Origin of the sequence: Methanobrevibacter sp. TMH8 (genome assembly GCF_020148105.1) — an archaeon.
In the GTDB taxonomy this organism is placed as follows: Archaea; Methanobacteriota; Methanobacteria; order Methanobacteriales; family Methanobacteriaceae; genus Methanobinarius.
This window is the reverse complement of record NZ_JAHLZE010000021.1, coordinates 1-15306: the sequence shown is the minus strand read 5'-3', so window position 1 is coordinate 15306 and position 15306 is coordinate 1. Positions and strand designations below refer to the sequence as shown.

Here is a 15306-nt window from a genome sequence, read left to right as displayed (position 1 = left end):
TATGGGCATTATTGGGTTTATTATATCTTCAGTTATTCTTGCTTATATTGAAATTTTCAGAGCACGTAATATTGGTTTAATATATAGAGAAACAGAAAAATAAAATTATTAAAATAACAATGGATAATAAATAGCTATATTATTTATTCTAATGTATAAAAATAGTTTAGATTATAATATTGAATATTAAGATTATTATAAGCTTTTTCTATAGATTTTAAACACTTTTCATTATTTTCAAAATAAATTAAATGAGAATTACAATTACAATCAGAACAACCAAAATTAGCTATACTCTCAGCATCAATATCATTAGAGATAGAATTGGCTAAATAACATTCTATCTTTTTCTCATCAATATTGAATATGACTTCTTCAATTTGAGTATTTTTATTTTTTAAAAGATAATCAACATGCCAATGAATCTTTTTATTATCAGACAAATGTCTCTTTATTCTAGGAATCAATGAATTCATAGCTGAACCAATATAAATATAAAAACCTTCTTTAAAATTAATTGGACCTATAGCACCAATATTAATTTTGCATTGTTTTTTATTCTTTATTACTAAACAATAAGTTCCTTTCATATATTTTATAATGTATTGTGAAAAATATATAAATTATTCTATATATTATAATCATTAAAAATAATAAGATAAATATAACATAATAAAAACAAATAATAATTAGTATAAATTAATAAAAATAAATAATAATAAATAATACTTAATAATACTTAATAAGAATTAATAATAATTAATAAAAATTTATAATAATTTATAATAATTAATAAAAGTTAATGAAAACTAATAAAACTATTAAAAACTATTAAAAACTAGTAAAAACTAGTAAAAACTAGTAAAAGCTAGTAAAACTTAGTAATGCTAATAAAAATTAATAAAAATTTATTTTCAAATGAATAATAATTGATAAAATGAAGTTTAAAATACAAGCAAAAGGTCACAAAAATGTTCTTTCAGAACATAAGTCTACTTTTGAAATTACAAAAGATAATGAACTTTCATTATCTGGTGATTGTATAATTGGTGTAGCTATGGATAAAACAATGAATGATTTTCCAACTAATATTAAAGAGAAAATCATGGATGAAAACACTAAAATTACTGTTAAACTTACTACAGAAAGTTCAAAAGATTGTATTGTAGGATATGGTCATCCAGATCTTAGTTTGGATCACCCTACAGATATTGTATGTAGAAAAAGTACTTTTGTTTGTTCACGTACACTTATGATAAAATCAGATAAAGCTTCTTGTGATTTAAACAAAGATTTAATAAATGATTTGAAAGAAGGAAAAGCACTTGATTTTGAAATAATTATTGATTAATATTTTTTTGATTAAATTTCGCATTGTCCTTCAGAATCTAGTTCTAAAGCTCCTTTTATTGTATCAATTATACAATTTGCATTCCAACCTACAAGACCAGTAGCTACTGATTCTAAGTTTTCTGGAACTTCTTCAAGTCCATGTGGTCTTACTAAAATTATAGGTATATTGAATTTTTGTGCAGCTTTAACAATATTATCTATATCTTTTTTATTTTTATCATATAATCCTGATAAAATTATAACTACATCTAATTTCTTTAAAAAGTTTTCGGTCATATGTTCGTAGTTTCCAGCAGCTGATTCTTTCCATAAAAATTCATTTTTAGAGTATAATGCTTCTACAAACTTTGGATATTCTTTGTTTGGATCATTTCCATTACTAATTAAAAGATTATATATTTTATTATCTTTTTCTTCTTCAAACATAATATTTCATCTCTTTTTATGTTATTTAATATTATTATTATTTATTAGCTATTTTGAACTCTTTATTTTTAAATTTTTAGCTAGTTATAATTACTTTTTATTTTTATTTTTATTATTAATTATAGTTATTGCTTATACTCATTGTTCTATTATTTTATTAGTTAGTATATGATAATATTACGGTATTATCTTTATGAATAGTAAAATTAATATTCTATTAAGATTTAATATATTAATATAGATATTTTTAATTATAAATTTAATTATAATATAATTTAAATTCAATTATATATTTAAACATAAATTTAATTATAAATTTAATCATAAAATATAGTTATAAATTTAGGTATAAGTTTTAGTTATAATATAATTGTAAATTTAATTATAAAAATTTATTATAAAAATTTATTATAAAAATATAATTGTAAATTTATAATAAATTTATTATAAAATATATTTATAAAATATAATTTTAAATTTTATTATAATTTTTATTATAAATTTTTTTATAGATTATTCATTATATTTATTTATTATAGATATTTGTTATTAATATTTCAAAATAGGATTAAAAGTAACATTATTAAAATTTAGTGGAATTATGAGAGCAGCTGTTATTGGTTTAGGTGTTGAAGGGAAAAAAGCTACAAAATCTTTGTTAGCTAATGATTGGCATGTTTATGCAACAGATTTAAATCCAAATATAGATTTGGAAGATCTTGAAATACCATTTTCTAAGGCAAATTTTTTTAGAAATGAAGATTCAATTACAATATCTGAAGGCCGACTAATTGTAGAAGTTGGCAACACTGATAAAGATACAATAGCTAGCTCTGATGTTGTTGTATTAAGTCCGGGGTTATGGAAAACCCAACTTGCAAAGGATATTGTAAAATCTGGAAAATCTATCAGTGATGTTTTAACTAAACATAAAGATATCTTCACTATAGGAATAACTGGAACCAATGGAAAAACTACCACAGTTTCAATGCTTAAAGATATTCTTGAAAATGCTGGAAAAAAGGTTCTTGTTGGAGGAAATGCAGGAGGGGGCTTTAATGGATACTGTGACATTATTCTTGAAGCTGAAAAAGAAGAATATGATATATTATTAATTGAAGTCTGTGATATGACCTTAGCTTTTTGTGATTATTGTTTTAATTTTGACCTTGTTGGTTTAACTAACATTGGTAATGATCATATGAATGTTCATGGTTCTATAGAAAATTATAAAAATTCTGTTATTGAATTTTCTAGAAAAAAAACAGTATTTTTAGATAAAAATTTACCGTATATTGATGAATTTAAGAATTACAATGAAACATTCTCTTTAAATCAATCTGATAATGATTTATATGCAGTTGATCAGAATGCTGTTAATCAAATTGGACCTGATTCATATGATGTTGGTGATTTGTCTAATATTTCTGATTTATCTGATGCTGATAATACAATTGAAATTTTGGAGTATTATGAATATCCTAATGATTTGAAAGTTTTTGGAACATTCAATAAACTTAATGCTGGTTTGGCTAATTCAATAGCTAAATATTTAGGAATTGATGATGAAATCATTCAAGACTCTTTAGAAAATTTTGAAGCTATTGATGGTCGATTAAAAGTTTATAAATTAAATGATTCTAAAATTTTCATTGGAAAAACTGATAATTCCCATGCTGTTAAATCTATCCTTGATGAACAGTATTTTTATGCGATTTTTATAGGTACTCCACGTTTTAATGAAGAACATCGTTTAGATATTCTAGATGCAGTAGTTGAATCAAATCCAGAAGTCATTGTTCTTTTTCCGGGATTAGATGATACTGTTGATCATGCTATTTATAGATTAAAATCATTATGTTATGAGGGTAGAATTGAGGTAGCCAATAATCTTGATGAGATTATTGGATTTATTGCTGAATATTCTCATGAAGAAGCTATTTTTATTGGGGGAAATGGTCAAGAGACAATTATTAAAATCCAAGAGAGATTGAGTGAATTATGTGATAATTGTAGTAGCTAAATCCTTAATAAAATAAATATTTAGTTTTTTTAGTGTTTTAGTTTATTATAACTTATATCTAATTATAAGTAATTATAAATAATTTCAACTTATTATATATAATTATAAATGATTTTGACTAATTAAAACTAATTTTAAGCCTATATACTTTTATATAATCATGTTTATCTATTAATTTTATTATTAAAGCAATTTCATAATAAAAAATATATTTACTTGTATTATTAATTTAGCAAATAAATTTTCAATAAAATTTATTGAATAGTTAATATATTACTATCATTATATACTTTCAATAGTAATAATTATATAGTATGTTGATTAAATATATAATAAACAAAATATAATTATTTGATTCACTAATTTATAAAGTCTAATAATAATAAAATTTCTATAAATGTATTCTTAGCTATTAAACATATAATCAACAAAGTTTGGGTGATACAGGGGTAATATAATCTTTAATAGGATTTTTTAGAAGATTTTTTGATTTAATTATCTATTTTATTTAAAATCTTATATTTATAAGTAATTAAATCTAAATTATTATATTAAGGATATACTATTATTAATAATACTATTGTTGGTAATATTTTAATTATTATTAATGTTTAAAAATTAGTAATATTATCTAAAAATTTAAAATTTTGTTTTAATTTAATTAATCATTTAATCAATTCAACATATTTATAATATTGATTTAATATATTTAATGATTTATAATTTAATGATTTATAATATTTATAATAGTTTAATATATTTAGTTTATTCAATGATTTATAATATCTAATATATTGTAATATATTAAGTTTATTTAATGATTTATAATATCTAATATATTGTAATATATTAAGTTTATTTAATGATTTATAATATCTAATATATTGTAATATATTTAGCTTATTTAATCTATAGGAGCATAGTGTGATTTCTGGAAAAAAAGTTCTTATTGTCGGCGCAGGAAATGCAGGAAGGCCAGTAGCTAATCTTTTCAATTATTTGGGAAATGATGTTATAGTTACTGATTCAAATACCTTTGAAATGCTTCCAAAAAAGACACAAAATAAAATAAAGAATCTTAAAGAAAAAGGAATCACTTTTGATTTAGGAGATCATAACTATGATTTACTAAATTCTGTTGATGCTATTTATATTTCTCCAAATATTCCTAAAACAGTTGATTTTATTAAAAAAATATATGAATTAGCTAGTGATGGAAAATTTGATATAATTGAAAATAGTGATGTTGGAAAGATATTAAATTCTCTTATAGCTATCCCTATGATTGGAATAGCAGGGACTGATGGTAAAACTACTACAACCAATATGGTTAATTATGCTCTTGAAGATAAATTTGATACTATTATTTTCTCTTCACTTCAAAACTCTCTGGTTATTGAAGGACTAGTTGAGATGGTTGTTAATTCTCAATTTAAAAATAAAGAATTAGCTGTATTAGAACTTCCACATGGAACTATTCGTATGGCTGAAGGTCTTGAACTTGATGCATGTATTATAACAAATCTTACTCCTGATCATATGGATGAATTTAACACTTATGAAGATTATATTGAGAGGAATATAGCTATTGAAAAACTTCTAAAAGATAATGGATTAGTACTTGCAAATGGTGATGATCCAATTATTAGTAGTAGATTAAATACTTTTACTCATGATTCTATTGTTTATGGACTAAAAGATCCTCATAAAATTGATTTTGAAGGTAAAGAATATTATAATGAAGATGTTGATTATGATATTTTTGCATATGATATTGTTCTTAATGGATTAGATGGATCTAGCTATAAGATTAAATCTAATGAACTGCCTACTTCTGTGTGTAGTAATTGTGGTGAAACTAGCTGTAATTGTGGGAATTATTCTAGAAAAACAATACCTAAATTTGAAAGAGAAGTTAATATTAAAGTTCCAGGTATGATTAATGTTGAAAATTCACTAGCTACAATTTTAAGCTCATTGATTATGGGCATTGATTTAGAAGATGCTATAAATAGAATGGCTAATTTTAATGGTGTTAAAGGAAGATTTGAAAAGATTGATAATTTTAATAATATTAATATTTTTATGGATGCTGCTCATAATCCTGAAAGTATGGAAAAGCTATTTGATGGTTTAGATGTTTCTGGAAGATTAATTTTAAGTTTAGATAATCCTGATACTTTAACTTCTCGTGATAAAACTAAAATTGGTGAAGTTCTTGGGAAGTTTATAGATGTTTTAATAGTATCTTCAAAAAATGAAACAACTGAAGTTATAGATTATGATGCTGCATATGAAATTGTTGATGGTGCATTTAGCTCTCATGGAGAAATCGAAAGTTATATTACTGAAACTGTTTATGAATCTATTTCTTATGCTTTAGCTATAGCTGATGAAGAAGATACAATTCTTCATATAGGTCCTGGTGTTGTAAATGCATATGATTCTGTTAAAAATGATATAATAGATGCTATTAAATTTTATAAAGCTATTTCTGGTAAAGTTGCAGTTATTGGTGGTTGTGGAACTGTTGGAAGTTTAATGGCTAGAGTTTTAGCTTGTAATAATGTTGATGTAACAATTTCTGATTCTGCTAAAGATACTCCATTGATGAAAGTTTTTAAAGATGAAGATATAAAGCTTGATTTAGGCAAAGGTCATGATGAAAAACTTTTAAATGATGTTTCATCATTCTTTTTAGCTCCAAGTTTAATGAAAAATGATAAACTGAAAGATAAGCTTAAGAAAGCTAATTCAGATATTAATGTGCCTATTTTAGGTATTGATGAAATTTTTAGATCTTTTAAATCTAATAAAAATGTCTTTGGTATAACTGGTACAAATGGTAAAACCACAACTAGGGAGATTCTTAAAAATATATTTAGAGTTTCTGGACTAAAAGTTCCTGAGCATCATTTGGATATGCAAGGAAATACTGAATTTATTCCAGCTCTTCAATCAAAACTTGATGGAGATGTAGCTGTTATTGAGATTGGGACATTTGGTAATAAAGGAGAAATTGAAGATATTTCTAAAAATGCTGAAGTAGATACAGGAATTATTACCAATATATCTCAAGATCATTTATCTAATGGCAGTTTTGAGGATTATATAAATTGTAAAAAAGAAATTGTTGATGTAGCGGATAATTTAATTCTTTGTGGTGATGATCCAATTGTTAGTTATTTTGGTTATTTAAAAGATGATGAAGATTTATTATTCTTTGGAATAGCTGATGATGATGAATTTCTTGAAAATAATGAATTATCCTCTAATTTTAAAGAGTCTAGGATTTGCCCTAAATGTGGAAAAGAATTAAGTTATGATAATTATTATTTAGGTCATTTAGGTAAATTCTATTGTGATTGTGATTTTAAAAATCCTGAATTAGATGTTGTTGCTAAAAATATACATTTTAATCAGGATGGTTCTCTTCAATATGATCTTGTTATTTATGAAAATGAAGGTAAAGTTACCTTAGAAAATGGGTCAATAGCTAATGTTTATAATTCTTTAGCTGCAGCTTCTGGAGCATGGCTTTCTGGAATTGATTTTAAATATATAATAGAAGGTATTAATTCATTTAAAGGTGTTGATGGAAGATTGCAGATTATTAATGAAAATCCAAAGATTATTCTTGATTATGCACATAACCCTGCTGGAGTTAAATCCATTATCCAGACCCTTACTACTTTAATAAAAAATAGTAAATCTAATAGTAAATCGACTAATAAATTTAATAATAAAATTGATAATGAATTTACTAATAGAAATGAAAACAAACTTGATAATAAACTTAATAATGAAAATGAAAATAAAAATGAGGGTAATGACAGTAAAAAAGATTATTATGATAAATTAATAATAGTAAACACTATATCTTCTGAAAGTGGTGAAGAAGGTGATCTAGAAATAGCTAAACTTCTATCTAATGCAGATATTGTTATTCCAGCTTCTCATGCTGCTTATGATTCTGCTAAATTTATAAATAATCTTAATTGTGAAGTAAAAAATATCCAATCAAGTAAACAAGGTACTAAAGTTGGAACTTTAGGAGCAAATTTTGAACAAGTAAAAGAAGCTTTAAAATTAGCTATATCTATTGCTAGTTTTAATGATGTTATTCTAATTATTGGGGAAGGCGGACTGAAATATTCCCTAAAGATTTTAAATGAGGTTAATTTTGATAATAAGGGTGATATTTAAGATTAAAGAGATGATTATTTAGGGCGTATGATAAATTGAAAGGAAAAACACGATGGTCTGTTAAAGTAGTATTAGGATTGTTGATTATTATATTATTGATGTTACCATTTTCTTTTATTGGTCAAAATCAAGTTTCATCAAATGTCAATAATGTAGCTAAATATGAACTTGGAACAACAGTTTTTGCAGGAGAAGATGTTATTGATGATTCTAAAATTAATAAATATCCAATTGTTACTAATATTGATTATTTGTATGATAGATTCAAGACTCTAGATTTTTTAGGGGCTTTTACAGCTATTACTACTGGTGCAGTTCCTTTACCAATTTCTGAACTTTCAGCAGGAGGAATTTCTGATGCTGGAATTGCTAAAGGATTTTCTGGTCCTGGAGTACTAACTGAAGAAAACAATAAATTAATTGTTAAAGGTCCAGATAATTTTGTTTGGGGATATAAAGTTCCTTATACAAAAGCTGTAAGAACCGAAGATGGAATAGATATTGTTGAAGAAAATAAAACAGTTAAAACAATTGGAAAAAATGATATTAACAATAATACTATTCCTACTAGCTATGTTTCTGGTGATACTATAGCTAAATGGTATAATAATTCTGAAATTGGAGATTCATATACTTTGGATTATGGATTAGCTAATTTTTCAGATAATAGATCTTCAGTTTCACCTAATGAAATTAAATCATTGTTTGGAGAAGATATTTTTAATTATACTTATAATTATCCTTCTGGCAATCCAATAATGGTTTATATGAGTAATTATAAGGAAGTCGTTGGTGCAGATGCTTATACTTATTTAGGTTCATATCCTCAATATAACGATGCAAATCGTGACTATAATGCTAGGCAATTTGTAAAATCATGGAATAATACAATTATTCCGCCTGATTCAAAATCTTCTGGAACAGAAATTATGAATTTTGCAATGTCAGCTGATCCTGAAGCTCCGGGTGGTGGTGCTTCTCATGGAGTTTGTCCTCCTGCAAGAACATTAAGGTCAGTTTCTTTAGCTATGGGGTTCGCCCTCCCTGCAGGTATGAATGGAGAACATGATGCTGTAAACTTTGGAGTAAACCCAGGTTCTGATATTAAAGTATCTAATAATTTGGATTATCCTGTAAAAATAGTTATGTGGACTGAAGGTAGTGGTCCGGGAATGGCTATCTATGCAAAAATGGTAAAATTAATTCCAGACGATTATGTTAATGATACCAATTCAACAAATAGCTAATGATTTTAATAATTAGCTTATTATAATTAAATTAGCTATTATTAATTATTTTATTTTGGATTATTGTAGTTTCTTTTTTGTTTTTTTTGATTTTAGTAGCTGTTTTGTTAATTGGTTATTTTTTTATATTAGTAAGATTTGTTTATTTAAAAAGGGGGAAGTGTTTTATCCATACATGAAGGCTATGGTTCTGCTTTTGGTAATGGTTAAGAAGGTGATGCCGAATATTAGAAATAGTCCTAGAAACATGAAAATGTTTAAATAGCTGATTAAATACCATAATTGGGGAGCATTTAAGCTTAAAATTATAGTGGCTAGTATGGTATTTATGAATTGACTTAAAAGGAAAATGATTATGATGGTAGCTATTATCAAAGTAATTGATAATATTGTAAATATTAAGTAGTTTGTGATTCCTACGTTTTTTATAACTTTGAGTATTTTTTTTATATTGAAGGCTTCAGATATCTTTCCATTGTTAGCTATCATATTTGGAATAGCTATTGATGTGAATAGATATGTTAAAACCCATATAACTGTAAAAATAGCTATTTCTTCAAGTCCAAGATTTAGAATAACTCTAAAATCTGGGAATGTGTTAAATGATGCTATTTCAATAATTTTCCAATATATTAACATGTATAATGTAATAATTATAGCTGGTAAAGCATAAACAAAATTAATCAAGAGAATTTTAAGTCCTTGTATTAGAAGTTTTTTTATATTTTTAAAATCAGCTAATGGATCGTCTCCATATGACATCATTCCATTAATTCCTATTAAAGATACTCTGTATGAATATCCTAAGATAGCTATTAATGGAATTAGTAGAAAAGAAAAAATTCCAAGTAAGCTTAGTTTAAAAAAGTTTTTTTTATTTTTTAGTGTATATGAAAATGAGTCTTTAAAAATTTCTAATATCATATTTTTCGCCTTAATATTTTGTTATTCTTCTGTGATTTCTTCTAAAGTTTTTTTATCAGGGTCATATTTGTATTTTTCATCGAAAGTAAAAAGATCATCTATTTTGCAATTAAACAGTACTGTGAGTTTATGGACCATGAGGATAGTTGGGTTGAACTTATTATTTTCTAGAGCTGAGATTGTTTGTCTAGATACGCCTAATATCTTTCCTAATTCTTTTTGGGTAATTTTCATTTCTTGGCGGTAATACCTAATTTTATTTTTCATATTAACCCATACATCTTTAAAATAAGTCTTGTTGCAGTGTTTCTTTACCATGTTCGTTTTTTTATAGTACTATTGTTATTAAATTGTGTCCAATTTTGGTGAATTAATAAAATAGTAATTTGCTCTGTTTAATAATATGTTATTATGTCTTTTATAAATGTTGTGAAAATATTTTTGTAATGAAATATTTTGATATATGAAATAAAGTAATAAAATCAAAATATCTTTTAATTTTTTTCAAGACCCCAATTTTTACAAATTTTCCAAACATTTATATATGATGTCTTGACATATCAACATATGTCGCCATATGACGACATTTACTTATATGTTTTCAATATTATATAATTTTTTTGTAAATTATATAATTACAAAAATCCAGTATAATAATAAAAAGAATTAATGGTGATATAAGTATACTAAAAAAATTAAATACAGATTTAAATAATTATTGGGGTGAATATGTACTTAATCATATATTTATAAATAAAAAAATTATAATTTATTTATAATATTAGTTAAGAAAATTAGATATTTTTAGTCTTTTTTCCTCGTTACAAGGGTTAATAATTTGATAATAATATGTTTATTGCCCTTGAAAATTATTTAGATAGTTTAGCTCCCAAAAAATATCTATTTTATTGAGTATCTGATTCCCCCAAAAATTTTTTCACCCCCTGGAAAATTATTTTTTTTGTTTAATATCAGATGTTATGAAATCATTTTTTTGTGGGGCTAAACTAAACTAATATTTTCTATATTATAATTATTACATAATATATAATGATTTATCAAATTAAGAAATAGAAAATATTATAAATAATTTATATATTATGTAAACCTTTGTTTTGGAATTTTTTTCTGATTAATAAAATGGAATAATTACTAAAGAAAAAAAGAATTATAGGGGTTTTTAGTTTATGTTATATTGTAAAATTATATAAATAATTAAATATTTTTTGGATTATAAAAAGAATATTTATTTATTTATTAAAATAATAATATTTCATATTAATAATATTAATATTCGCTAAAATGGAGGTGAGAAAATAAAAATTAAAAAAACTAATAAAATAGAATACAAGTATTTATTCATATTTATAAGTGTATCTTTCTTAATTTTATGTAGTTTTTCAACAATAAACGCATCTAATATGACAATTAACTCATCAAGTACTGGTGGAATTGCACAAGGAATAACAGACACTGAAAATGGAGGAACATTAACTTTAAACCCAGGAACCTACAACAAAATAAACCAAGATACTAACATTAACATCAACAAAAGCATAACAATTCAAGGAAATGGGCCTAATGGTCAAATAATTATTGATGCACAAGGAAAAAATAGAATATTTGATATAAGGAATCATAGTATAATATTTGTAAATATAACGTTTATAAATGGAAATAGTAGTGGTAGTGGTGGTGTTATCTATAATTCTAACTATGAAAATTTATCATTTATAAACTGTAAATTCATTAATAACACAGCTAGTAGTTATGGTGGTGCTATTTACAATAATGGTAATAATTTGGTAATTATGAACTGCAGTTTCACAAATAACAATGCTGCTCATGCTGGTGCTATATATGCTTCAAGATCTAATTTCACATTAATAAATACTAATTTCACAAACAATAGGGCTAATAGTAATGGTTATGGTGGTGCTATCTATGATGATGGAATTTCAAATTTCACTGTAATAGATAGTAATTTCAATAATAATACTGCTAAATGGGGAGGCGCTATCTTCAGTTGGCTTAGAAATGGAGTTAAAATAATAAATAGTACTTTTACAGACAATATAGCAAGTATTGGGGGTAGTGGGGGCGCTATATATAATGAAGGTGATAATTATTTTATAATAAACAGTACTTTCAATAACAATGTTGCTGCTTCAGGTTATGGTGGTGCTATAATTAATCATGGAGGTAATTTCACACTAAAAAATAGTAATTTCACAAACAACACAGCATATGCTAGTGGTGGTGCTATATATAATCATAATGGAACCTCCAATGGTAATGGTTCTTATAATTTCACAATAATGGACAGTAATTTCATTAATAATACTGCTCAATGGGGAGGTGCCATCTACAATCTTGGTAATAATTCTACAATAACAAATAGTAATTTCACAAACAATACAGCTGAAAGATATGGTGGTGCTATTAATAATAATGGTAATCTCACTTTAATAGGTTCTAATTTCATTAATAATAAAGCAAGAACTGGTGGTGCTATTTATAATAATTTAAATCGTAATATGTCTATTTTAAACAATTTTATGATGAATAATTCTGCGGAGTTAGGGCAGATGATTTATAATGGTGGTTTTATGGGTGTTTTAAATCTCACTTATCTTAATAATTCTACTCAATATGTTAAATCAGGACAAAATGTTCTTTTGTATGCTACTTTAACCGATGATATGGGTAATACGGTAACTGGTCAGAATATAAGTTTTTATATAAATGGTGTATGGATTGGAAGTTTAACCTCTACAGAAGGTTATGCTAATATTACTTATTTAGTAAATGGGGTCCTTGGAGATATTTTAACTCTAAATGGAACTTATTCTGGAAATATGGGCTATCCAATTATTATTAGAAATGGGGAGCTAAGAATACAACTTTTTACAAATTCCACTATAATTGCACCAGATGGTAAAGTAGGAAATCCTTTAACTATCACAGGTATTGCGACGGATGAAAATGGTGAATCAATAGCTAATACTAAAATTACTATTACAATTGATAGTAAAAGTTATAATGTTACTACTGGTTTGGATGGTGAATGGACAATTAATATCACACCAAGTACTGATGGAAATTTTTTGGTTACTGTTTCATGGATAGGTAATTTCACACATGTTGGTTTTACTAACAACACATCCTTTAATGTTAATAAAATACCTACTAATTCTACTATTACTACTCATGATGGTAAGGTAGGAATCCCTATAATTATTTCTGGTGTTGCTACTGATGAAGATGGAAATTTAATCGCTAATACTCAAATTAATGTTATAAATGGTAAAACATATAATGTCATTACTAATAGTTATGGTGAATGGAAACTTATTTTCACTCCAAATTTTTCCAGTAATTTCAAAGTGAATGTATCTTGGGCTGGCAATTCTACACATATTGCTTTTACTAACATTACATCTTTCAATGTTAATAAAATACCTACTTTTATTAGTGTAATTGCACCAAATAGTACGGTTGATAAAACAATCAATATTCATGGTGTTTTAATTGATGAATATAATAAATCAATAGCTAATGCTATGATTATTGTTTTTATCAATGGTGAAAAATACACTTTAACTACTGATAAAAATGGACAATGGACTTTACCTTATAAAACAACTAAAACAGGAAAAATAAAAGTTTCAGTAAATTACGAAGGCAACAACATCTACTTAACTTCTGAAAACGCAACCACATTGAATGTAAAAGATAATAAAACAATCAATGGGACTAATAAGACAACCATTAATCCAACAGCCAATGCAGCTCTTATGAAAAAAACTGGAATGCCAATAATAGCTTTATTAATATTATTAATAAGTATTATTGGATTAAATGTCCGTAAAAAGCAATAAAAATTTAAACAAATTACTTTCAAGGATAAATTGCTTTATTTATCCTAATTTTCTTTTTTTAAATAATAAAATATAATAATCAAAAGGAGGATTATAAAAATGATAAATAAAAAAATTATTTTCGCTTTATTAGGTGTTTTCATTGTTATTGTTGCAACATCAATTATTTATGGATCCGACTTCGTAAAACATGACCAAAAGACTAATCACAATGATACATATTGTGTAAATGATGGAAATTGTACTAATAATAATTGCATATACCAACACAAATATAACACAACAAAAAACAGCACAGTAAATAATAATAACAAAGGATCAAACCATAATAACTATAACAGCCATAATAACCCTAATGGTCATGAATAACTATAAAAATGTTAACAGTAGATCCCATCAAGAAAAAATCTATAACTAATTGGGTACTTCCACAAAGAATCAAAAATATGCACATCAATAAATAAAAATATTTCTTATAAGTCTGTCTCATAATAAAAAATTATTCAGAAAAATTAAATTGTTATGGAAAAATTTTAAAAAAATTATTATCATATTGAACAATTTAGTATTTTTTCACGAAAATTAATTATGAGATGAACTCCATTTTTAATTTTAAAATTTTAAACCTAAATGAAATCAATTAAAAGCTTATTAAAACTTGAATATTCAAAAATTTCTTTTTATTTTCTGTTTTATTTGATAAATTTCTTGTTAAATTAATAATTTTTTTGAAATACATTTTCAATTACCTGTAATTGTAAAAACTTTTTCAATATAAGGTTTCCCTATTTGATATGTATAATCACATATTTATATAATTTTTATCATTAAAATCTTCTAATATTGTTTTAACATGAAATAGGTAATTTTTTTGAATAATAATAGTGCCATTAGAATTTAAACTTTCAGTCACCATCACCGATACTATTTCCTCAACATAATTATTATATTTTTTAAGATTCATTTTTTTACAAATTTTACCAAACATTTATATATGATGTCATGGAATATTAACATATGTCGCCATATTATGACATTTAATCATATGTTTTTATATTATATAATTTTTTTGTAAATTTATAATTACAAAAAGCCATAATAATAAATAATATAATAAATAGAATTAATTGTGATATGTATTATGCTAGAAAAATATTAAATACGGATTTAAATAATTATTTGGGGTGAATGTGTGTTTAATCATATATTTATAATAAAAAATTATAATTTATTTATAAAATTAGTT

Annotated in this window: 10 protein-coding genes; 6 read left to right on the top strand and 4 right to left on the bottom strand. The window is 24.4% G+C overall.

Going from position 1 to position 15306, the window contains the following annotated elements; translation table 11 throughout:
* Nucleotides 1-143 precede the first annotated feature (143 nt).
* The gene (locus KQY27_RS04135; protein WP_224425318.1) at nt 144-590 is read right to left on the bottom strand and encodes a GIY-YIG nuclease family protein; all 447 of its coding nucleotides are present in this window, start codon (nt 588-590) and stop codon (nt 144-146) included.
* A 347-nt stretch (nt 591-937) separates the two neighbouring features.
* Here KQY27_RS04135 and KQY27_RS04130 point away from each other — a divergent pair, with 347 nt between their 5' ends.
* The gene (locus tag KQY27_RS04130; RefSeq protein ID WP_224425317.1) at nt 938-1351 is read left to right on the top strand and encodes a DUF371 domain-containing protein; all 414 of its coding nucleotides are present in this window, start codon (nt 938-940) and stop codon (nt 1349-1351) included.
* An 11-nt stretch (nt 1352-1362) separates the two neighbouring features.
* Here KQY27_RS04130 and KQY27_RS04125 read toward each other — a convergent pair whose 3' ends face one another.
* Entirely contained in the window at nt 1363-1779 is a 417-nt protein-coding gene (locus KQY27_RS04125) for a nuclease (RefSeq protein ID WP_224425316.1), read from the bottom strand.
* Nucleotides 1780-2380: 601 nt separating this feature from the next.
* Between KQY27_RS04125 and KQY27_RS04120 the strand changes: the two genes are divergently transcribed.
* The 3 genes from KQY27_RS04120 (at nt 2381) to KQY27_RS04110 (ending at nt 9255) form a co-directional block, all read left to right on the top strand.
* Nucleotides 2381-3802 (top strand): Mur ligase family protein, encoded by a 1422-nt coding sequence (locus KQY27_RS04120; protein ID WP_224425315.1) that lies wholly within the window; start codon nt 2381-2383, stop codon nt 3800-3802.
* Between the two features lie 924 nt (nt 3803-4726).
* Entirely contained in the window at nt 4727-8008 is a 3282-nt protein-coding gene (locus KQY27_RS04115) for a Mur ligase family protein (RefSeq protein ID WP_224425314.1), read from the top strand.
* Between the two features lie 35 nt (nt 8009-8043).
* Nucleotides 8044-9255, top strand: a complete 1212-nt coding sequence (locus KQY27_RS04110) for a hypothetical protein (protein ID WP_224425313.1) — start codon at nt 8044-8046, stop codon at nt 9253-9255.
* A gap of 165 nt (nt 9256-9420) precedes the next feature.
* Here KQY27_RS04110 and KQY27_RS04105 read toward each other — a convergent pair whose 3' ends face one another.
* Nucleotides 9421-10179 carry a DUF4013 domain-containing protein gene (locus KQY27_RS04105; protein ID WP_224425312.1) on the bottom strand — a complete coding sequence of 253 codons (759 nt, stop codon included), beginning with the start codon at nt 10177-10179 and terminating at the stop codon, nt 9421-9423.
* A 21-nt stretch (nt 10180-10200) separates the two neighbouring features.
* Nucleotides 10201-10446 (bottom strand): helix-turn-helix transcriptional regulator, encoded by a 246-nt coding sequence (locus KQY27_RS04100; protein WP_224425311.1) that lies wholly within the window; start codon nt 10444-10446, stop codon nt 10201-10203.
* A 1154-nt stretch (nt 10447-11600) separates the two neighbouring features.
* On the opposite strand from KQY27_RS04100, the gene KQY27_RS04095 reads away from it, so the two are divergent.
* Together KQY27_RS04095 and KQY27_RS04090 are read left to right on the top strand one after the other, a co-directional pair.
* A complete protein-coding gene (locus tag KQY27_RS04095) occupies nt 11601-14060 on the top strand; it encodes a carboxypeptidase-like regulatory domain-containing protein (protein WP_224425310.1) in 2460 nt (819 codons plus the stop codon).
* Nucleotides 14061-14159: 99 nt separating this feature from the next.
* Nucleotides 14160-14429 carry a hypothetical protein gene (locus KQY27_RS04090; RefSeq protein ID WP_224425309.1) on the top strand — a complete coding sequence of 90 codons (270 nt, stop codon included), beginning with the start codon at nt 14160-14162 and terminating at the stop codon, nt 14427-14429.
* Nucleotides 14430-15306 lie beyond the last annotated feature (877 nt).